At 41.6% G+C, this 20686-nt stretch carries 17 protein-coding genes and 3 tRNA genes; all 20 read left to right on the plus strand.

Annotation, left to right across the window (positions count from 1 at the left end):
• Positions 1-195 precede the first annotated feature (195 nt).
• The 20 genes from ACQ4KW_RS01280 to ACQ4KW_RS01375 all read left to right on the plus strand — a co-directional run bounded on the left by ACQ4KW_RS01280 (position 196) and on the right by ACQ4KW_RS01375 (position 20674).
• On the plus strand, positions 196-1122 hold the full coding sequence (locus ACQ4KW_RS01280; protein ID WP_430884749.1) for a Ppx/GppA family phosphatase: 927 nt from the start codon (positions 196-198) through the stop codon (positions 1120-1122).
• A 97-nt stretch (positions 1123-1219) separates the two neighbouring features.
• Positions 1220-1296, plus strand: a tRNA-Met gene (locus tag ACQ4KW_RS01285).
• A gap of 112 nt (positions 1297-1408) precedes the next feature.
• A tRNA-Val gene (locus ACQ4KW_RS01290) sits at positions 1409-1484 on the plus strand.
• A 4-nt stretch (positions 1485-1488) separates the two neighbouring features.
• Positions 1489-1565, plus strand: a tRNA-Asp gene (locus ACQ4KW_RS01295).
• Between the two features lie 319 nt (positions 1566-1884).
• Positions 1885-2754, plus strand: coding sequence for a GNAT family N-acetyltransferase (locus ACQ4KW_RS01300; RefSeq protein WP_430884750.1), 870 nt, complete (start codon positions 1885-1887; stop codon positions 2752-2754).
• Between the two features lie 185 nt (positions 2755-2939).
• Positions 2940-4331, plus strand: coding sequence for a TldD/PmbA family protein (locus ACQ4KW_RS01305; RefSeq protein WP_430884751.1), 1392 nt, complete (start codon positions 2940-2942; stop codon positions 4329-4331).
• A gap of 1 nt (position 4332) precedes the next feature.
• Positions 4333-5688, plus strand: a complete 1356-nt coding sequence (locus ACQ4KW_RS01310) for a TldD/PmbA family protein (RefSeq protein ID WP_430884752.1) — start codon at positions 4333-4335, stop codon at positions 5686-5688.
• A gap of 51 nt (positions 5689-5739) precedes the next feature.
• Entirely contained in the window at positions 5740-5919 is a 180-nt protein-coding gene (locus ACQ4KW_RS01315) for a hypothetical protein (protein WP_430884753.1), read from the plus strand.
• Between the two features lie 27 nt (positions 5920-5946).
• Positions 5947-7302 carry a tRNA lysidine(34) synthetase TilS gene (gene tilS, locus ACQ4KW_RS01320; RefSeq protein ID WP_430884754.1) on the plus strand — a complete coding sequence of 452 codons (1356 nt, stop codon included), beginning with the start codon at positions 5947-5949 and terminating at the stop codon, positions 7300-7302.
• 55 nt (positions 7303-7357) lie between these two features.
• A complete protein-coding gene (gene ftsH, locus ACQ4KW_RS01325; protein WP_430884755.1) occupies positions 7358-9412 on the plus strand; it encodes an ATP-dependent zinc metalloprotease FtsH in 2055 nt (684 codons plus the stop codon).
• Positions 9413-9829: 417 nt separating this feature from the next.
• Positions 9830-10813: a hypothetical protein gene (locus tag ACQ4KW_RS01330; RefSeq protein ID WP_430884756.1), complete on the plus strand. Its 984-nt coding sequence runs from the start codon at positions 9830-9832 to the stop codon at positions 10811-10813.
• A gap of 301 nt (positions 10814-11114) precedes the next feature.
• Positions 11115-11504 carry a thioesterase family protein gene (locus ACQ4KW_RS01335; RefSeq protein ID WP_430884757.1) on the plus strand — a complete coding sequence of 130 codons (390 nt, stop codon included), beginning with the start codon at positions 11115-11117 and terminating at the stop codon, positions 11502-11504.
• 341 nt (positions 11505-11845) lie between these two features.
• The gene (locus ACQ4KW_RS01340) at positions 11846-12688 is read left to right on the plus strand and encodes a fumarate hydratase (protein WP_430884758.1); all 843 of its coding nucleotides are present in this window, start codon (positions 11846-11848) and stop codon (positions 12686-12688) included.
• A gap of 12 nt (positions 12689-12700) precedes the next feature.
• The gene (locus ACQ4KW_RS01345) at positions 12701-13258 is read left to right on the plus strand and encodes a Fe-S-containing hydro-lyase (protein ID WP_430884759.1); all 558 of its coding nucleotides are present in this window, start codon (positions 12701-12703) and stop codon (positions 13256-13258) included.
• The gene (locus ACQ4KW_RS01350; RefSeq protein ID WP_430884760.1) at positions 13259-14431 is read left to right on the plus strand and encodes an NAD(P)-dependent malic enzyme; all 1173 of its coding nucleotides are present in this window, start codon (positions 13259-13261) and stop codon (positions 14429-14431) included. It abuts the gene before it with no gap.
• Positions 14432-14783: 352 nt separating this feature from the next.
• The gene (locus ACQ4KW_RS01355) at positions 14784-16160 is read left to right on the plus strand and encodes a hypothetical protein (RefSeq protein WP_430884761.1); all 1377 of its coding nucleotides are present in this window, start codon (positions 14784-14786) and stop codon (positions 16158-16160) included.
• Positions 16161-16347: 187 nt separating this feature from the next.
• On the plus strand, positions 16348-16668 hold the full coding sequence (locus ACQ4KW_RS01360) for a DUF3870 domain-containing protein (RefSeq protein ID WP_430884762.1): 321 nt from the start codon (positions 16348-16350) through the stop codon (positions 16666-16668).
• A gap of 171 nt (positions 16669-16839) precedes the next feature.
• A complete protein-coding gene (locus ACQ4KW_RS01365; RefSeq protein ID WP_430884763.1) occupies positions 16840-18345 on the plus strand; it encodes an acetyl-CoA hydrolase/transferase family protein in 1506 nt (501 codons plus the stop codon).
• A 170-nt stretch (positions 18346-18515) separates the two neighbouring features.
• Positions 18516-20192, plus strand: coding sequence for an acyl-CoA mutase large subunit family protein (locus ACQ4KW_RS01370; protein ID WP_430884764.1), 1677 nt, complete (start codon positions 18516-18518; stop codon positions 20190-20192).
• A gap of 86 nt (positions 20193-20278) precedes the next feature.
• Complete coding sequence (locus ACQ4KW_RS01375; RefSeq protein WP_430884765.1) at positions 20279-20674, plus strand: cobalamin B12-binding domain-containing protein; 396 nt, start codon at positions 20279-20281, stop codon at positions 20672-20674.
• Positions 20675-20686: the final 12 nt, after the last annotated feature.

The raw sequence follows: 20686 nt of genomic DNA on the forward strand, positions 1-20686 counted from the left end.
AGATGCCCGGTATCCCCGGGTTTTTCTATGTCCAAAATAGGGCTTTCAATATGGTACACTGAATATAGTTCTAGCACTCGTAAAGACTGGACGGATCTCAAACGTGATCTGACGCCCTTGTTTTACGGGTGCCTTCGTGAAATGCTTGAAAGGCACATTGCCTTGAAGACGTTTGATTTGACAAGGAGGGAAAGCATGCGTGTAGCAGCGATAGATATTGGTACGAACTCCATTCGCCTCTTAAAGGCTGAAATTATAGATGGTCAGTTAAAAAGTGGCAATAAAGCTTTGGAAATGACACGTATTGGTGAAGGGGTTAACGAAACAGGAGAACTTTCAGAAGCGGGTATGGCAAGAAGCGTCAAAGCCTTAAAAGAATTTTATGAAGAGGCCAAGACATGGGGCGCTCAAAGGGTCTATGCCCTGGCAACAAGTGCAGTCAGAGACGCTCAGAATAGGGAGACTTTTATAAAGCGTGTCAAAGAAGCCTGCGGCCTGGACATTGAAGTGATTAGTGGAGACCAAGAAGCTAAAATTGGCTTTCTAGGCGTTTTAGCCGGCGTGGGAAGTGTAGAGGGCAAGATACTGGTAATCGACGTAGGTGGGGGAAGCACGGAGCTTATAGTGGGAGATTCGCAGGGAATAACCTTGGCAAAGAGTGTTAATGTGGGTGCTGTGCGAATGACAGGCAAACATATAAAGACAGATCCCATCACAGATTCAGAATATCTAGCTGTAAAAAAAGACATTGAAGACATCACAAGAAGCGTTCTTGACGAGATTAAAGCATATAAGATTACAAAAGCCATAGGCATAGGCGGAACGGCGACAACACTTGGCGCTATAGAACTCGAAATGGAAACCTATGACCGATATAAAATACAAAACACGGCTGTGACTGGAAAAGATATTCAAAACATGAATGAAAGACTCAGAAAACTGAACCTTGAGGATAGAAAGCAAATAAAAGGGCTACAGCCTAAGCGGGCAGATATCATCCTTGCGGGGAGTATGGTTATAGATCATATACTTGATACACTCCAAATAGATGCCATGCACATAAGTGATTTTGACAATCTGGAAGGCTGTTTGATGGAACGACTCATCCTTGATAAAAAGTAAGTTCTGAAATTAGAAAAATTATGTTGACAGTCCTCAAACACTCGTGTAATATATATCTTGTCGTCACGCCTGTGATGGCACTGTATTGCCTATTTGTGGCGGCGTAGCTTAGTTGGCTAGAGCGTTCGGTTCATACCCGAAAGGTCGGTGGTTCGAGTCCACTCGCCGCTACCATTTACTTTGAAAATTTCTTTTAAAAAAAGTTATTGACAAAGTAAGGGGTATCCGGTAATATAGGTATTGTCTTCGCGGGAAATTAACGCGAAGTTAACAAACCAGCAAATGTGGGAGTATAGCTCAGCTGGGAGAGCATCTGCCTTACAAGCAGAGGGTCATAGGTTCGAGCCCTATTACTCCCACCATTATGGCCCAGTAGTTCAGTTGGTTAGAACGCCAGCCTGTCACGCTGGAGGTCGAGAGTTCGAGTCTCTTCTGGGTCGCCAAAGGAAAGATACATCTTAAGATGTATCTTTTTTTTTGTGAAATTCCGTATTCTTTAAATGTGAGAAAAGACAATCTAAAGGAAAAGGCCAAGTCGTAGAGGGAACACGCTCTTTGGCTTGGCCTTTTTATTAAACAAGATTAGACATAAAAAAGCGAGTTTGGACCATGTGATAGGTGTGAATAATCATGGATTAAAGCGTTGAGAAATGAAAAACATTCAAAAAAATTGCACGAATAAAACCATTGCAAATTGACGGTTGTGGGGAATTCTGTTAATGTGAACATACAATAGCGCATAAAGCATATGGAGGATAGCATATGATCGAGATTAGACCGGCGGAGCAAGCAGACAAGTCGAGAATTGAAGAGATTTCAAGTAAAATTTGGGACGGTGACGACTATGTCCCTTTGGTTTTTGACAAGTGGGTCGCCCAGGAAAATGGAGAGTTTAGTGTTGTCACCATAGATGGCGTGGTGGCTGGTTGTACAAAAATCACTGAATTGCCTCATGATGTTCTGTGGCTAGAGGGTATTCGTGTGGATACAGACTACAGGGGCAAAGGACTTGGCCGAGAAATGGCAAAGTATCAAATACAAAGATCAAAAGAAATGGGATACAGTCGTTTAGAACTCAGCACCTTTGTCGAAAATTATGAAAGCATTGCTATCATAGAAAAGAATGGATTTGAGAGAGTGGCATCTTTTAAATTCCTGATGAAGGCGTTGGAAGAGGAACTTCCAAAATATGAAGCGCCTCGAGATATAAGTGAATTCCAACTTATCACAGACTTTGAGGAAGCACGGTCTATTCTCGATTTAATAAATACGAAAAATAGGCAGTCCTACATCAATTTGGACTGGACATTTTTAAAATGTGATGAAGAGATTTTAAAAGAATTGCTTTCAAGAAAAATGATCTTTAAATATAAGGACACGGTTTTTGCTTTCGGAAACTGGGAACAAAAAGATGATGGAATGACACTATATTTCATGTTTGGACCTCAAAAGCAGGAGATCCTTCACTATGTATTGTTTCAGGCACAAAAAAAGAACAGTTCAAATGTTATAATTATGTCAGACGGCGGTACAAAAGAACATGAAATTCTGTATAAACATGGTTTTATGCGTTTTACAGACATGGATAATGATGCTTTTGTATATAGATATAAAGATTCAGGCGCTTGCTAAATTACAGATCTGTACCCTTGCTAGACCATATAATAGAATTTTTGATTCTTAAATCTATATATATAGTATAGCAAGGGTGCTTGAATGATATTTTGCAAGTCGCTCAGACTAGCCAAATGTAAATTTACTGGGAATATTAAAGCAAGGCCTTTATAGAAAGTGTCTTGTAAGGAAAGGAGCACAAAATGTTAAGTCAGAAACTGATTGAAGATATTCTGATAGCAGCTCTGTCAACTGGTGGAGATTTTGCAGAAGCGTTTGTAGAAGACAAGCATGTTACAGCTATCGATATGATAGGTGGAAAGATCGAGCGGGCTAATTCTGGACACGATTTTGGCGTAGGTGTGAGAATATTTGATGGAACAAATAGTGTCTATGCTTATAGCAATGACCCAGGACGAGACAACCTAATTCGACTTGCAAAAGAAGCGGCAGTGTCTATAGCGGGCGTTTCTAAGGTCCAAGGTGTTCGATTGGTCAAGGGCGCTGTTCAAAGGGTACATACCATAAGAAAATATCCAGCAGATATTCTAAAAGGTGATAAGGTGGCCCTGCTTAAAAGGGGTTATGAAGCAGCCAAAAACTATGATGATGTAATATCCCAGGTCACAGGCTACTATCTGGATTCTGACCAAAATATACTCATAGCCAATTCAGAAGGCTTAATGAAAGAAGATAGACGCATTAGGACTCGTTGCGGTATTTCCGCAGTGGCTTCACTAAACGGAGAAATGCAAACGGGTGCGGCAAATACTGGAGCCCATCACGGTTTTGAATTGTATGATATGCATGACATGGCAGACTATGGTCGGGAAGCAGCCCGCATAGCCAAGACGATGATCCATGCAGACTACTGTCCAAGTGGTCAAATGCCTGTTATCATTGACAATGGTTTTGGTGGCGTAATTTTCCATGAAGCCTGCGGACATGGGCTAGAAGCAACGTCGGTATCAAAAGGGACATCGGTTTACACGGGTAAATTAGGTGAAAAAATAGCCAGTGATGTGGTCACGGCTATTGATGATGGTACCGCTGAAAATCAGTGGGGATCAGCCAGTATAGATGATGAAGGCACACCAACACAGAAAAATGTTCTTATCGAGAATGGCATACTTAAGGGCTACTTGGTTGACAAACTCGGCGGACGACGCATGAATATGGAAGCCAACGGGTGCAGCCGTAGACAGTCATATAAGTTTGAACCCACATCACGAATGAGCAACACATATATTGCCCCAGGAAAGAGCACGCCAGAGGAAATTATATCAGCCACTGAAACAGGTCTATATGCAAAAACCATGGGTGGTGGCTCGGTGAATCCTGCAACGGGCGACTTTAACTTTTCTGTCCAGGAAGGGTACTTGATAAAAAATGGAAAGATCGCTGAACCTGTCCGTGGTGCAACCTTAATCGGAACAGGTCTTGATGTCTTAAAGCGTATAGATATGGTTGGAAACAACCTCGAAATGGGACAAGGCATGTGTGGATCGGTAAGCGGGAGCATACCTGCAAATGTAGGACAACCTATGGTTAGAGTGTCTTCACTCACTGTAGGCGGTAGAAAGGCAGGTGCTTAAAATGGCAATTCAAGCCTGGAAAGATAAAATTTTTGAACTCGGCAGACAAGCGGGTTTTTCAGACATGGAAGTCTACTATCAAAGTGGTAAGAATTTTGAAGCCACAGTTTTTGAAGGGGATATATCGAAATATAGTGTGTCTGATGAAAAGGGAATGGCTTTTCGAGGGATTTTAAATGGGAATATGGGTTATGCCTATACGGAAATCATAACTGAAGAAGCGATTGCCCACCTGGTAGAAGAAGCTCGATCTAATGCACAAATCATCGAAACAGAAGAAGAAGTATTTATATACAAAGGTGGACAAGCGCCTAAGCCACTAAATTTATACAATGAAAGCCTACAAAGTGTGAAAAATGAAGACAAGCTAAAGTTTTTGCTTGATGTGGAAAAACATGCAAAGGCACTGGACGAGAGGGTATTTCGAGTGGCTTACAACCTATATAGTGACTCAGAGAACACCCTCGCCATTGCTAATTCTCATGGACTGGACATCAGCGAAAGGTCTAATTTAGCTCTGGCCTATCTGTCAGTTGTTGTGAAATCGGGAGAAGAGCAAAAGTCTGGAACAAAGTTTGTCTATGGCAACGATTTTACTAAGTATGATGCAAAAGCTATGGCAGAAGAAGCTGTTGAAGAGGCATTGTCTCAGTTTGGCGCTAAAAGTATGACATCGGGAGACTATGAAGTGGTGATACGCAATAAAGAGTCAGCCAGTCTCCTTCAATGTTTTGCACCGAATTTTTCTTCCGAAAACGTACAGAAGAATTTATCAAAATTGATAGGAAAGCAAAATGAGCAAGTGGCATCGACAGTCGTGACCATAACAGATGACCCACACCTAGAAGGTGGATTGATGTCAAGAAGCTTTGACGGAGAAGGGGTCGCAACAAAAAAACACAATGTCATTGAAAACGGGATTTTAAAAACTTTCCTCTACAACTTAAAAACAGCCAATGTAGAAGGCGTAAAGTCAACGGGTAACGGATCAAAGGCCTCCTTTAAGTCCTCAGTGGGGATATCTCCATCCAATTTTTATATGAATACTGGAAAGCTGAACCAGAAAGACCTAATTGAAGAGATTGATAAGGGGCTATATATTACAGGATTGCAAGGACTACATTCAGGAACAAACGCTATTTCAGGAGAGTTCTCCCTGCAAGCCAGCGGTTATTTGATTGAGAATGGCAGACTCACAAGGCCAGTTTCTCAAATCACAGTAGCAGGCAACTATTTTGATATGCTTTTTGATATTGAAAAGGTTGCATCAGACTTAGAATTTACATTGCCATCAGGTAGCAGTGCTTACGGATCACCGAGTATTCGGGTAAAATCTCTCACGGTGTCTGGTGAGTAAAAAATGACCGTGCAAGTCTTATGACATAAGGCATGGACAGACAAATGAGACTTGAATTTAAAGCAAAAGACCAACCAAAAGGACAATCCGCGTATGGATCGTATTATACTTAATACGGCCTATGGGCGGATTTTGTCCGGTTCAAATGGCCAAAGACCACAGGAATACATAGGATGGTCCTACGTTCACAAAATGTTCAAGGACAAGGAGAATTGTCCTATGCTACAATAAAACTGTAGATATTGGGAGGCTGTTGTCATGCTTGATGTTTTCGAATCCAATTTAATAAGGGATGGACTCCTAAAAAAAGGAGATCGTCTCGTACTGGGCGTATCAGGTGGCCCGGATTCGATGGCTATGCTTGACATGTTTCTCAAGATTAGAGAAAGGTGGCACCTTGGCCTTTTTGTTGTACATGTAAATCATGGTTTTAGAGGGGACCTTGCCTGTCGTGATGCCGAGTCTGTCGAGGCTTATTGCAATGATAAGGGAATTGAATTTTACAGGTTTGATTACGATGTCATGGACCTTTCGAAAAAATGGGGCATGTCCTTTGAAGAGGCAGGGCGAAAGGTCAGGTATCAGGCCTTTGAGGATGTTCGAAAACAAGTTGAGGGACACAGGATAGCAGTGGCTCAGAATAAGAATGACCAGGCTGAGACCATTTTGATGCGACTCATGCGGGGAACAGGACTCGATGGCCTTAAAGGCATTCCAGTTAAACGGGGGCCATATATTATAAGGCCGGTCTTGTTTATGAACCGCGCGGAGATAGAAGCCTACTGTGAAGACCAATGTCTTCCGGTTTGCCATGACCATACCAATGATGAAACCATTTATACCAGAAATAAAATTCGTCATGAATTGATTCCCTACATTGAAAAAAATTTCAATGGTCAACTCGTGGATGGACTCTTTCGACTCGGAAAAATGTTGGAGGATGATGTGGATTTTATTGAAACAAGTTTGGATGGTCTTTTACTGGAAAAGGGTATAAACCTTGAAAAAACAGATCAAATTGATTCAAAGTGGTTTAATACACATCATAAAGCCCTCCGTTCTCGATTGATTCGAAGGGTGGTAGATGTCAAAGGCAATGGCCTGAAAAATGTTTCCCATGCCCAGGTTGAGGAAGTTATAGACTTAATAGGAGCTCTGAAGCATGGAAAAAGGAAAATAATTTCCGGTATTGAATTTTCCTTGAAATATGATACGCTTTATTTTCGTAAGATAAATGTTGAAAATGACAAAGAATCACGTAAGTCTGTCAATAAGATGGAATTTGAAATCACAGAGTTGAGTGCGATGGAATACCAAGCCTATACTCTAATGTCAAATGAAGTCAGTGTTGATTTAGACAAAATTGATGGCAAATTGTCGGCACGCTACCGAAAGGATGGAGATAAGTTCCAACCAATGGGTATGAAAGGGAGGAAGAAACTAAAAAAGTTTTTTATCGACCTTAAGATTCCAGCAGAAATACGAGATCTTATTCCACTTGTTTGTGATGAGAGTGGCATAATATGGGTTGTTGGTCATCGTCTGAGTGAACGTGTGAAAGTGGACGATACAAGCCGTCGTATTGGGATTCTCAAGTGGCCTGACAGTTGTTGAAAATTTCTAAATATGATAGAATGAAGAGACTTTATTTGAATTGAGGAGGATATGGATGCGTAAGTTTTTCAAAGGGGCAACCTTTTATATATTGCTCTTCCTCGTCATATTCTTAATTGTGCAATTTGCTGGTGGAGGCAATCAGCAGGAAATTAAGGATTTGACGACGACGGAATTGATACAAAACATTGAAGGAGACTCAGTCCTTCAAATGGAAATCCTTGAAAACAACATCGTTCAAGGTAAGCTAACAGACGGTACAGTTTTTGAAACCCATGTTCCGGGTATGATTGAACAGCCGTTTGGCAATGAGCTTTATACAGTGATAAAAGAAAGTGGACTGTCACTGAACAGTGAACCACCAATGCCTACACCGTGGTTTGTGGATATACTGCCTACAATTTTCCTTGTGCTTTTACTTGTCGTTTTTTGGTTTGTGTTTATGCAAAATTCACAAGGTGGCGGCTCTAAGGTTATGTCGTTTGGTAAAAGTAAAGCAAGACTTATTAAAGATGATGACGGCAAGAAAATCACATTTGCTGATGTTGCTGGCCTTAAAGAAGAAAAAGAAGAGCTTTGGGAAATTGTTGATTTCCTAAAAAGTCCTAAAAGATATATTGAGTTAGGCGCTCGTATTCCAAAAGGTATTCTGATGGTGGGCCCTCCGGGCACAGGTAAAACATACCTTTCAAAAGCCATTGCTGGTGAAGCCGGTGTGCCATTCTTTAGTATTTCAGGTTCTGATTTCGTGGAAATGTTTGTTGGTGTGGGTGCGTCTCGTGTACGTGACCTGTTTGAAAATGCCAAGAAAAATGCCCCTTGTATCGTATTCATTGATGAGATCGATGCTGTGGGTCGTCGTCGTGGCGCTGGCCTAGGCGGTGGACATGATGAACGTGAACAAACGCTGAATCAACTTCTTGTTGAAATGGATGGATTCAGTGACAACGAAGGCATTATCATGATAGCAGCGACAAACCGTCCTGATATTCTTGATCCAGCCCTTCTTCGTCCAGGTCGTTTTGACAGAGAGATTACTGTCGGCCGTCCGGATGTTCGTGAAAGAGAAGAAATTATTAAGGTCCATTCTAAAAATAAACCAATCGCAGATGATGTGGATTTCAAAATGGTTGCCAAAGGCACACCAGGGTTCACACCAGCTGATATAGAAAATCTCATGAACGAGGCTGCACTTCTTGCAGCGCGTAAACATGACACGAAAATTCATATGGACACCATTAAAGAAGCGACAACGAAAGTTATTGCTGGTGTCGAAAAGAAAAGCCGTGTTGTAAGTGAGAAAGAAAGAAGATTGACTGCATACCATGAAGGTGGTCATGCAATCCTGGCTAGAATACTTCCAGACATGGATCCTGTACATCAGGTGACAATTATTCCAAGGGGTCGTGCAGGTGGATTCACTATGCAGTTGCCACAGGAAGATAGAAACTATAGAACAAAAAAGCAGATGGAAAATGAATTGATTGTATTGCTTGGTGGTCGTGTGGCGGAAAAACTCATTCTGCAAGATATATCGACAGGCGCATCCAATGACCTGGAACGTGTATCAGCTATTGCACGAAGCATGGTAACTAAGTTTGCAATGAGTGAAAACCTAAGCTCTATGTCTTATAGTTCAGAGGATGAAGTTTTCCTAGGCAAGGATATGACAACACGTAGAAATTACTCAGAGCAAGTTGCAGCGGAAATCGATAGAGAAGTTCGTCGCATTGTTGACAATGCCTATGAAAAGGCAGAACAACTTCTAACGGATCATATTGATAAGCTTCATGATGTCGCTGAGTCTTTACTAGAATACGAAACACTTGAAGCAGATGAATTTGAAGTGGCATATGACAAGGGTCTAGATGCTCTTCGTGATAAAATCACTGCGGATGAACAAAGACGTAAAGCAGAGCGCGCTAAGGCAAAAGAAGAAGCTGAAGCCGAAAAGCTTGCTTTTGAAGCATTAATCAATGCAAAGTCTGAACTTGAAGAAGAAAAGGCCCAAGCAGAAAATGGTGAGTCAGAAGAAAGCAACTCTGGTGAAGAGGAAGCTGTTGAAGCTGTGACACCAGATACATCGGACGATTCAAATAAAAATGTATAATAAGTAAAATTATAAGCCCCTTCACACCAGTGAAGGGGTTTTATTATGTGTATACAATAAGTTATTTATCATGCAAAGGCATCTTCAAATACTTCATCAAATATTTCATCATAAACACGCATCACTAACACACGTGACATACAAGAAAGTAATCATAATTTATAGCTAGTATGAAGGCGCTTGCCTAACATTTTTAGATAAAATGTTAGGTAAGTGGTTCAAGATTTTGAAAGTAAAGTGCTTACACAGTCTCAAGTCGGGTAAATATCTACATTAAGAGTGTGATCGCTTGCTGAAATTATTGGTATACATATGTGGACTTTTGTTCATTTCGTACAACTTTACTCGGATATAAACGGGTGTTATAATTTTAGCAAGTCATATTTGTAATGACAAGAAAAGTATGGAGGGGAAATTATGAAGAAATTTGTTATGTTTTTAGCAATGTTAGCACTTGCAGTAGGAACACTGGCTGGATGTGCACCACAGGAAGAGGCAGCACCTGCAAGTGATAATGAACCAGCAGCAGAAGCTTCAGAAGATATGGGTGAAGAAACTGATGCTGTTACAACCGCATCTATCGTCAATGATGCAGATGCACTTGTAAATGCACTGAGTGCTGATGGCACTTGGATCGCTGCAACTTTAAACGACATATCTGTAGATGATGAAATCGTTGTAGATGGTCAGTTCACACATAGGGATGCACCAGCTAGAAAGCTGGGTCTTTATACGCAAGATGAAGACCGCAATATCACAGCATCCTTTAAGCTGACTGCACCAAAAATGACTGTCAAAAGTGAAAACTTTAGAATCCAGGGTGGTACATTTGTAGGCGACGTATATGTTGAAGCGAATGGATTCAATCTCCGCGCTGGTGGTGTTGATGGCAATGTTTACTTTGCATCAAAAGAAGCTCTAGACACTTTCCTAATGAATGATGATGCTTTCATTACTGGAAATGTACAAGTTGATGGCGCTGACGTTGTAACCACTGCATCGCTCGTTGTTGATGCAAACGACCTGGTGAAAGGTCTTTCAGAAGAGGGGACTTGGATTGTTGCCGTGTATAACAATATGGCACTCAAAGAAGATCTAGTTGTTGCAGGCGAATTCACACACAGAGATGAAATTGCAAGAAAACTAGCGCTCTATACACAAGATGCAGATAGAAATATCACAGCGTCATTCACTGTTTCTGCACCAAAAATGCTTGTTAAGAGTGAAAACTTCCGACTACAAGGTGGTACGTTTGCAGGCGATGTGTATGTAGAAGCAAATGGTTTCGAATTGCGCGCGGCTACAATCGATGGAAATCTATACTTTGCATCACAAGAAGCAATGGATTCCTTCGTCATTTCAGATGACAGCTCTGTAACAGGAGAAACTGCGGTTCAGTAATTGCAATTGAAATGTGTTAAGACGTGCCTAGGCCTTGCAAAAGCAAGTCCTAGGCATTTTTTTAACCTTTTTTAGGAAGCACATTCTTAAAGTCTGTTACGATATGTTCAATAAATAGACAATTTAATTTCTATAAGCCCCTTCACATTCCTATGTAAACATCTGTATAATATGACTTGTAGATGCATATATATCCCAATCCAAATGATATGAACAATTGGGTGAAGTTGTTTTGCTTTAGATTGGCATAAAGAATCTAGGGTGACAGCTTTTAATCGGAATGAATATAAAGAGGTGACTTATGTCTGAGTTAAAAGTCGGTCTAGTATACGAGACAAAGAAAATTGTAGAGGAAGCAGATACGGCTGCTAAGTTTGGCAGTGGTGGAGTTTATGTTTTTGCAACACCAATGATGATTGGAATCATGGAAAATGCAGCAATGCACTGCGTGGCAGAGGCGCTTGGTCAAGAAGAAAGCACAGTGGGAATTCATCTTGATGTTAAGCATATGGCAGCCACACCAATGGGCATGGAAGTTCGTGCGCTTGCAGAACTCATCGAAATTGATGGCAAAAAACTTAAGTTTAAAGTGGAAGCTTTCGATGAAAAAGAAAAAATAGGCGAAGGAACACACGACAGATTTATTATTAATGTTGAAAAATTCATGAGCCGTCTGGAATCAAAAAAATAAATAATTCACATATAAAAATAAATTTCGAAAAATCCTTACATAAGAATATTGAAATTTCAACTATCAAGTGGGTTTTGACTTGAAAAAACAAGCGACTGCGTCCTGCCGAGATTGATAAAATATAGTCAATCTGATGAACTTTTTGTAACGAAACACTGGTAAATTATACGGATGTATGCTATTATTAACGTGCACATATTCAGAATATTCCGCGAGGATATTGCCAGGTCTGTATCTGGATGTCTCCAAACATCTAGTCGGTATGGATTGCACGGCATAGCGTAAAATCGTCGATTTTATTGCTATGCCTTTCATATTTTTTGACAAGGTGGTGCTTATAAATGAGAGAATTTTCAGTCAACAAGATTACCAATGAACTTAAAAGCATGTGTATGCAAGCCAATTACGTGCTTTCAGCAGATGTAAAAGCAAAATTGGAGACACAGTCACAAGCTGAAGTTTCGCCAATCGGAGAATCAATATTAAAAGATATTGTAAAAAATGCCGATATTGCGGAGAAAAATTCAGTGCCAATGTGCCAGGATACAGGAATGGCCGTTGTGTTTTTAGAGATTGGACAAGATGTCCACCTCGTTGATGGTGACTTAAAAGAAGCAGTCAATGAAGGCGTACGACAAGGCTATAAAGAGGGCTTTTTAAGAAAGTCTGTTGTAAAAGATCCAGTACTTCGCGGGAACACGGGTGATAACACACCAGCTATCATTCATATAGATATTGTCCCAGGTGATAAGGTGAAAATCACATTGGCACCAAAGGGATTCGGTAGCGAAAACATGAGCCGTTCAAAGATGCTTAAGCCATCTGATGGTATTCAGGGCGTTGAAGATTTCATCGTTGAAACGGTATCCTTGGCAGGTCCAAATCCATGTCCACCAATTGTTGTGGGTGTGGGTGTAGGGGGAACTATTGAAAAAGCTGCCCTGATGGCCAAGCATGCGCTGACCAAAGAACTGGAAGCGAAACACCCAGAAAGTCATATTGCTGAACTTGAAGAAAGAGCGCTTGAGAGAATCAACAAACTCGGTATAGGGCCACAAGGTTTAGGTGGAATCACCACTGCACTTGGGGTAAATATTGAAACTTACCCAACACATATTGCTGGCTTACCGGTTGTTGTGAACATTAACTGCCATGCGGCAAGACATGTTGAAAGCGTGCTTTAGGGAGGCGATCAGATGGATAAAAAAATAACAACACCATTGACACAAGATAAGGTGAAATCATTAAAAGCAGGGGACAAAGTCCTGCTTTCAGGTGTTATATATACTGGTAGAGATGCAGCCCATAAAAGACTCATTGATACGCTAAACGAAGGGAAAACGTTACCTTTTGACGTTAAGGATCAAGTTATTTATTATGTTGGTCCAGCACCGGCTAAACCAGGACAGGTTATAGGGTCTGCCGGTCCAACAACAAGTTATAGAATGGATGACCTCACAGTACCGCTCCTTGAAAAAGGCCTATCAGGTATGATCGGCAAAGGTGCGCGTTCTGACAAGGTGGTCGAAGGCATGAAAAAGAATGGCGCGATTTATTTTGCAGCCATAGGTGGGGCAGGTGCTCTTATAGCCAGTGCCATTAAATCGAGTGAAGTGATAGCCTACGAAGAACTTGGACCAGAAGCAGTACGAAAGCTGGTCGTTGAAGATATGCCTGTGTATGTCGTAATAGACAGTGAGGGCAACGACATGTATAAGTCTGAACGTGCCAAGTATGCTTCCGAGGAGGTCTAAATGGATTATAACAAGATGGCCCTTGAACTTCATGAAGAAAAAATGGGTAAAATTGAAGTGACATCAAAGGTTCCTGTTAAAAACAAAGACGATTTGTCAACAGCTTATACACCTGGTGTTGCAGAGCCATGTAGGAGGATTGCTGACAACAAAGAAGACGTCTACAAGTACACGGCAAAGGGCAATTTAGTTGCTGTTGTATCAGACGGTTCAGCTGTTCTAGGACTAGGCAACATAGGCCCAGAAGCCTCTCTGCCTGTTATGGAGGGCAAAGCGGTACTGTTTAAGAGCTTCGGGAATGTGGATGCATTTCCAGTTTGTCTTGATACACAAGAGGTTGATGAAATTGTCGAAACGGTTGTTCGCATGGCGCCAGTCTTTGGAGGAATTAACCTGGAAGATATATCAGCACCACGATGTTTTGAAGTGGAAGCCAAATTGAAGGCAAAGCTGGATATTCCAATTTTTCACGATGACCAGCATGGAACAGCGATTGTGGTGGCTGCAGGGCTCATAAATGCCTTAAAGCTCACTGGCCGTTCAATGGAAGAAACACATGTGGTCGTTAATGGTGCAGGCTCAGCAGGAATTGCAATAACCAAACTTTTGATCAGTTTGGGGATTGGGAATGTCGTTCTGTGTGATAAATTTGGTGCCATTCATAAAAAAAGCCAAGAAGCCAATGAAGCCCAGCTTCAAATGGCGGAAGTTACAAATAAAAACAATGAAACTGGTTCATTAAGTGAAGCGATGGTCGGAAAGGACGTTTTTATCGGCGTTTCAGCCCCGAACATTGTCACTGAGGATATGGTTTCAAAAATGGCAGACAAGTCCATTGTCTTTGCCATGGCAAATCCAGTGCCTGAAATTATGCCGGATTTAGCCAAACGTGCTGGTGCTTACATTGTCGGAACAGGACGATCTGATTTTCCAAATCAAGTCAATAATGTTCTGGCCTTTCCAGGTATATTTAGAGGGGCCCTTGATGTAAGAGCCAGAGATATAAACGAAGAAATGAAAGTCGCAGCGGCTTATGCCATTGCTCAGACCTTGGATGAAGGTGAGATTGACACTGAAAATGTCATTCCAAAAGCTTTTGATCCACGCGTGGGAGAAAATGTTGCGAAAGCCGTACGAAAAGCAGCGCGTGAAAGCAAAGTAGCAAGGCTTTAAAACCCAAAGTTTACAGGGTGAAAGTGAAATATATCAAGCAAAATATCTAGCATCTAAATACTGGACGATACATAGCAAATAATCAAGCTGTAAGTCCAATTGAATAACCTCAATATTTATGGGGATAAGGCAACCCCTTGTCCTTAAGAGTGAATATGGCGTGGTTATGATACAGATCCCTTAGGGAGGCATCTGTTCATAATCATGCCTTTTTATATTCAACCTCAGTGGAAGCTTATCTGGCCAGAAGTCACACGCTGAGGAGAGAGAAAATGAATCTAACCGTGCTTTATTCGTGTAGGGTGAGTGGAAAGCGGTGGGGTTCAGGCAAAACTAAAAGGAGGGTGCTTGCATGAAATTTGCATTTGCTGCATGGTTGATGAACCCTTTTGTATTAATGTTCATCGCCGTTGCAACGGGACTTATTTTCGGTAAAATCAGATTTGGAAAATTCAACTTTGGTATCTCGGGGACACTGTTCACTGGACTGATTCTTGGTTGGGCTATTATGCGCTACGGCGCTGGATTTGTTGAAGGTGATAGCGGTTATTCTGCCGCACAGTCAATGATTAAGGCTGGCGTAATCGACAAGAATTTCTTCTACCTGTTTTTAATTCTATTCGTTGCGGCAGTTGGACTGCTTGCTGCGAAAGATATCGGAGCTGTTTTAAAGAAATACGGCGCTAAATTTGTAATTTTAGGCTTTGTTATTACCCTTTTAGGGGCAGCAACAACATATGGATGTACAATGCTAATGAATGGTGCAAATCCATATGAGGTATCTGGTGTATACACTGGTGCCTTAACAAGTTCTCCTGGTCTTGCGGCTGCGATTGAAACAGCTAGAGCCCATGCCACTGGCAAAGTGGAAGAATATCCATCTATGGATGTTGAGGACAAAGAAAAACTTCTTAATATACTGGGTGTAGAAGGCCTAACGCCTGAAAACACACCAGAATTAAACGAAGAACAAGCTGATCTGTTTATTAAAACAGCAGAGGCTGGCATTGGTGTTGGTCACGCAATAGGTTATCCTTTTGGTGTTCTTATCGTAATCATTGCCGTTAACTTCTTCCCGAAAATATTCGGTATGGATGTTGAAGCTGAACAGCGACTCTTCAAAAAAGAAATGGAAGAAGCAAAAAATATGGCAAGTGGTGGCAAGCAAATCGAAGAAGTATCGTTTGATTTATTGGCCTTCATAGTGGCTTGTCTGTTTGGATACACTATTGGTAAAATTAAAATCAATCTGACCATGATTGGACTTGGATACTTCTCTCTCGGTTCAACAGGTGGCGTCCTTGTAGGCGCACTGGTCCTTGGGCATATTGGCAAGATTGGTTCTATGACATTCAGAATGAATTCAAAAGTACTGGGCGTTGTACGTCAACTGTCACTGGCATTCTTCCTGGCGATTGTTGGTCTACGTTACGGATTTAAGGTGTTTGAATCCTTGATGGGTTCAGGTGCGGTACTGGCTCTTGTTTCTCTAGCGATTGGTATTGTGGCTATGATGATTGGCTTCTTCATCGGACGTTATGTATTCAAGATCAACTGGATCATGCTATCAGGTGCAATTTGTGGTGGTATGACATCAACACCAGGTCTTGGTGCTGCAGTCGATGCTGTTGGTTCTGATGATCCGGCTGCTGGTTACGGCGCAACTTATCCGTTTGCACTTCTTGGTATGGTTATATTCACCATCATTCTACATAGACTACCAATGTAAAACCAAATTCAAGTTTATTCATGCTTGGATGATAGAGGGGCAGAAAAGCTGAATCTTTCAGAAAATTTGCTTATCAGCCGCATCATGAAAAACTTGGGTAAATTGTCAATGGATTCACATTGTGATACACTGACAAAGAGATAATCTGCATTGGGTCTTATGTTTCGAATGAGGAAAAGGTGATCGAATGGAACGTAATGAAATATTTGTAACTGGTTATGCTAAATTGCCGCAGGGGATTACAGCAGCTGAACTTTACTCGATTATTGCCGTGGGAATGCTGGTTGACAGGAACACGGGAATCATTTCGGATGTGGACTGTACCTTGGCCACTGAAATGGGCAAAAATTTTGTCAAAACTTTGGTTGTAGGAAAAGACCTCAACGAGGTAGACAACATCGATGCGGAGTTTAATGAGAACTACTACGGTTCGGCTAAAAAAGCTTTAATATCTGCCATTCGTACTTGTAACGAGAAGTTTAGACAAATACAAAATAATCCTAAATAGGGAATTGCAAAATATTGTGGTTTGCAGGGTTTAATATGATTTTCACTGGGTTGGAATGACCTTTCAACCTTCTAATGAAGATTAAGAGTTAGATGCTGATTTAAACACGTGTCTTTGGCGTGTTTGAGTCCATCTAGCTCTTTTTTGTTTCCAACATGAGGAGGAAAAAGCATGAGTGGTTTTAATGAAAGAATTAGAAACAAAGCATTTCTTGATAAAGTAATGACTGCCGAAGACGCTGCAAAGCTTGTTGAAGATGGCATGACAATAGCAACATCTGGTTTTACACCATCCGGATATCCGAAGGCTGTTCCGCTAGAGATAGCAAAAAGAGCTGAAAATGGTGAAAAAATTGGTCTGACCCTGATTACAGGGGCGTCTGTTGGGGATGAATTAGATGGTGCTCTGGCTCGAGCTGGCGTAACAAAAAGACGTTTTCCATATCAGACACAGAAAGACTCTAGAAATGGTATCAATGCAGGTGATATAAACTACGCAGACATGCACCTTAGCCACGTGCCGCAGTTTATTGATTACGGATATTTTGGTGAAATCGACTTCGCAATCGTCGAAGCTCTTGCTATCAATGAAGATGGTGGGATTGTCCCAACGACATCTGTTGGCGTGAGTCCACAGGCGATAAAAAATGCAAAGCGTGTTATAGTAGAAGTCAACACAACTCAGCCAATGGCTCTTGAAGGTGTGCATGATATTTACATGACTGAGAAGCCGCCATTTAGAAAGCCAATTCCGATTGAAAAGCCTGGAGATCGTATCGGTACAACTTTTATTCCGTGCGATCCTGATAAGATTGTTGCCATCGTTAATTCGGACATCGGTGACAAAGTTCGTCCACTGGGTCCAATTGACGAAGACTCGAAAGCAATTTCGCGTCATATTATGAATTTCTTCAAAGAAGAGGTCAAAGCTGGTCGCCTGCCTGAAAACCTACTTCCACTTCAATCGGGTGTTGGTTCAGTTGCCAATGCGGTGCTTGGTGGATTGGTTGATTCGGATTTCGAAAATCTCACGTGCTACACGGAGGTTATTCAGGATTCCATGTTCGATTTAATCGACGCTGGCAAGGTCACTGTTGCTTCAGGTACTTCGTTCACACCTTCTGAAGAAGGTTTGACTCGACTACTTAATAATATGGAACACTATGCGAGCCACTGTGTTCTAAGACCAATGGAAATTTCGAACCATCCTGAAACAGCACGCCGTCTTGGTGTTATTGCTATGAATACAGCAATCGAGGTCGACATCTATGGTCACGTGAATTCAACAAATATTATGGGATCACGCATGATGAACGGTCTTGGTGGATCAGGCGATTTTACAAGAAATGGGTATTTAACAATGTTTACGACTGTGTCCACGGCGAAAAATGGTGACATATCATCAATTGTGCCGATGGTATCCCATGTCGATCATACTGAACATGATGTTCATGTCGTTGTTACAGAGCAGGGTCTAGCTGACCTAAGAGGCCTGTCACCTAAGGAACGTGCAAGAAAGATAATTGAAAATTGCGCGCATCCTGATTATAAGCCTATGCTACTTGACTATCTTGAACGTGCTGAACAAGGGAAGTATAAGCATCTACCGCATAATATTGGGGAAGCGCTTTCCTGGCATGATCGATTTGTCAAAACAGGCTCAATGAAAGAAAAGTAAGAAAGGCTTGCAGCGGCTCAAAATACACATATAGAGCCGCTGCATACCATGATGCATTTGGCGGAAAGTATACAATTATACTTGGTGCCAAAAAAGTAAAATCCCCACGTTTTGTGTTATGCTATATGGGGTATCAGAGAGTATTAAAGGTCAAAAGGAGGAAACGGTTCATGTATCAAAAAGATAAACTGGACCAAGTGAAGGAAGCTGTTGAGGCATTTGAAACTAAAACAGCTGCTGCACTGGAAAAGCGCCCTGAAAGACAAGAAAAATTCTTTACAGGCTCAGGCGACGAAATTAACAGACTTTACACACCAGCAGACATTGAGAATCTAGACTACACAACAGATCTAGGGGTTCCTGGTCAATTCCCTTACACACGTGGTGTTCAGCCGACTATGTACAGAGGTCGTCTATGGACAATGCGTATGTATGCAGGTTTCGCTACTGCAGAAGAATCAAACAAGCGTTACAAGTACCTTGTTGAGCAAGGATCAGGCGGTCTATCATGTGCGTTTGACCTTCCAACTCAGATCGGTTATGACTCAGACCACCCACTAAGCGAAGGCGAAGTTGGCAAGGTTGGTGTTGCAATCGACTCACTAGCTGATATGGAAATCCTATTTGACGGTATTCCGCTAGACAAGGTTTCGACATCTATGACAATTAATGCGCCAGCATCAGTTTTACTGGCTATGTACATTGCTGTAGCTGAAAAGCAAGGCGTATCTTCAGATAAATTACGTGGTACAATCCAGAATGATATTCTTAAGGAATACATTGCACGTGGTACATACATCTTCCCAACAGAGCCTTCAATGCGTCTGATCACAGACATTTTTGAGTTCTGTTCAAAAGATGTTCCACTATGGAATACAATTTCTATCTCCGGTTACCACATTCGTGAAGCTGGTTCAACAGCAGCACAAGAAGTTGGTTTCACAATCGCAGATGGTATTGCTTACGTTGAAGCAGCTATCAAGGCTGGTCTTGACGTAGATACATTTGCACCTAGACTTTCATTCTTCTTTAATGCACATAACGACCTTCTTGAAGAAGTTGCTAAGTACCGTGCGGCACGTCGTCTATGGGCGAAGATCATGAAAGAAAGATTTGGCGCTAAGAATCCTAAGTCAATGGCGCTTAAGTTCCACACTCAAACAGGTGGTTCTACACTGACTGCACAGCAGCCTGAAAACAACATTGTTCGTGTTGCGATTCAGACACTTGCAGCTGTTATGGGTGGCACTCAATCTCTACACACGAACTCTAAAGATGAGGCCCTAGCGCTTCCAACTGAAGACTCAGTACGTGTGGCTCTGAGAACACAGCAAATCGTTGCTTACGAATCAGGTGTTACAAACACTGTTGATCCACTAGCTGGTTCATACTTCATTGAGTCTAAAACGACTGAAATCGAAGAACAAGCTATGGAATACATTAAGAAGATTGATGATCTTGGCGGTGCGCCAAAGGCAATCGATCAAGGATACATCCAGCAAGAAATTATGGATGCTTCTTACGACTACCAGAAAGAAGTTGAATCTGGCAAGCGTATTGTTGTTGGTATGAACAAGTTCCAAATTGAAGAAGAAGCTCCTAAAGATCTTCTAAAAGTTGATCCAGCGGTTGGTGAGATGCAAAAAGAAAAGCTTGTATCTCTAAAAGCTGAGAGAGACAATGCCAAGGTAGAAGAAGCTCTAGCTGCTCTACGTGGTGCTTGTGAAGGTACAGACAACGTTATGCCATTCATCCTAGAAGCTGTTCGTGCTTATGCGACTCTAGGTGAAGTTTGTGGCGTTATGCGTGAAGTATTCGGCGAATACCAGCAGTCAATCAATCTATAAGCCGAAGTCAGTAAAAATCAAATTCAACTTTGCTTTAGAGTTAAAGTCTAAAGTACTGGTAAGATACGAATAAGGAGGATTCAAAAATGGATCGACCAATTAGAGTTCTAGTTGCGAAGCCGGGTCTTGATGGTCATGACCGTGGTGCAAAAGTTATCGCGCGTGCTCTTCGAGACGCGGGTATGGAAGTAATTTATACAGGACTTCGTCAGACACCTGAGCAAATCGTAAGTGCTGCAATTCAGGAAGACGTTGACGTTGTTGCTTGTTCAATACTATCAGGTGCCCATGCGACACTTCTTCCAAAAGTGAAGCAGTTGCTTGTAGCTGAAGGCGCTGATGATATTTTATTTGTTGCAGGTGGCGTTATTCCTGGTGGCGATATTCCTCACCTAAAAGAAAACGGCATTGCAGAAGTATTTACACCTGGTACACCTACAGACGTGACAATTAACTACATCAAAGAAAACGTTAAGAAATAAGTCTGGTGATAT

It is taken from the genome of Tianxiuia mixotrophica (assembly GCF_050596425.1).
GTDB lineage: Bacteria > Bacillota > Clostridia > Peptostreptococcales > Acidaminobacteraceae.

Excerpts from the sequence above, each read along its gene's own strand:
- ACQ4KW_RS01280 (WP_430884749.1), top strand. The coding sequence starts at position 196 with ATGCGTGTAGCAGCGATAGATATTGGTACGAACTCCATTCGCCTCTTA.
- ACQ4KW_RS01300 (WP_430884750.1), top strand. The coding sequence starts at position 1,885 with ATGATCGAGATTAGACCGGCGGAGCAAGCAGACAAGTCGAGAATTGAA.
- ACQ4KW_RS01305 (WP_430884751.1), top strand. The coding sequence starts at position 2,940 with ATGTTAAGTCAGAAACTGATTGAAGATATTCTGATAGCAGCTCTGTCA.
- ACQ4KW_RS01310 (WP_430884752.1), top strand. The coding sequence starts at position 4,333 with ATGGCAATTCAAGCCTGGAAAGATAAAATTTTTGAACTCGGCAGACAA.
- tilS (WP_430884754.1), top strand. The coding sequence starts at position 5,947 with ATGCTTGATGTTTTCGAATCCAATTTAATAAGGGATGGACTCCTAAAA.
- ftsH (WP_430884755.1), top strand. The coding sequence starts at position 7,358 with ATGCGTAAGTTTTTCAAAGGGGCAACCTTTTATATATTGCTCTTCCTC.
- ACQ4KW_RS01330 (WP_430884756.1), top strand. The coding sequence starts at position 9,830 with ATGAAGAAATTTGTTATGTTTTTAGCAATGTTAGCACTTGCAGTAGGA.
- ACQ4KW_RS01335 (WP_430884757.1), top strand. The coding sequence starts at position 11,115 with ATGTCTGAGTTAAAAGTCGGTCTAGTATACGAGACAAAGAAAATTGTA.
- ACQ4KW_RS01340 (WP_430884758.1), top strand. The coding sequence starts at position 11,846 with ATGAGAGAATTTTCAGTCAACAAGATTACCAATGAACTTAAAAGCATG.
- ACQ4KW_RS01345 (WP_430884759.1), top strand. The coding sequence starts at position 12,701 with ATGGATAAAAAAATAACAACACCATTGACACAAGATAAGGTGAAATCA.
- ACQ4KW_RS01350 (WP_430884760.1), top strand. The coding sequence starts at position 13,259 with ATGGATTATAACAAGATGGCCCTTGAACTTCATGAAGAAAAAATGGGT.
- ACQ4KW_RS01355 (WP_430884761.1), top strand. The coding sequence starts at position 14,784 with ATGAAATTTGCATTTGCTGCATGGTTGATGAACCCTTTTGTATTAATG.
- ACQ4KW_RS01360 (WP_430884762.1), top strand. The coding sequence starts at position 16,348 with ATGGAACGTAATGAAATATTTGTAACTGGTTATGCTAAATTGCCGCAG.
- ACQ4KW_RS01365 (WP_430884763.1), top strand. The coding sequence starts at position 16,840 with ATGAGTGGTTTTAATGAAAGAATTAGAAACAAAGCATTTCTTGATAAA.
- ACQ4KW_RS01370 (WP_430884764.1), top strand. The coding sequence starts at position 18,516 with ATGTATCAAAAAGATAAACTGGACCAAGTGAAGGAAGCTGTTGAGGCA.
- ACQ4KW_RS01375 (WP_430884765.1), top strand. The coding sequence starts at position 20,279 with ATGGATCGACCAATTAGAGTTCTAGTTGCGAAGCCGGGTCTTGATGGT.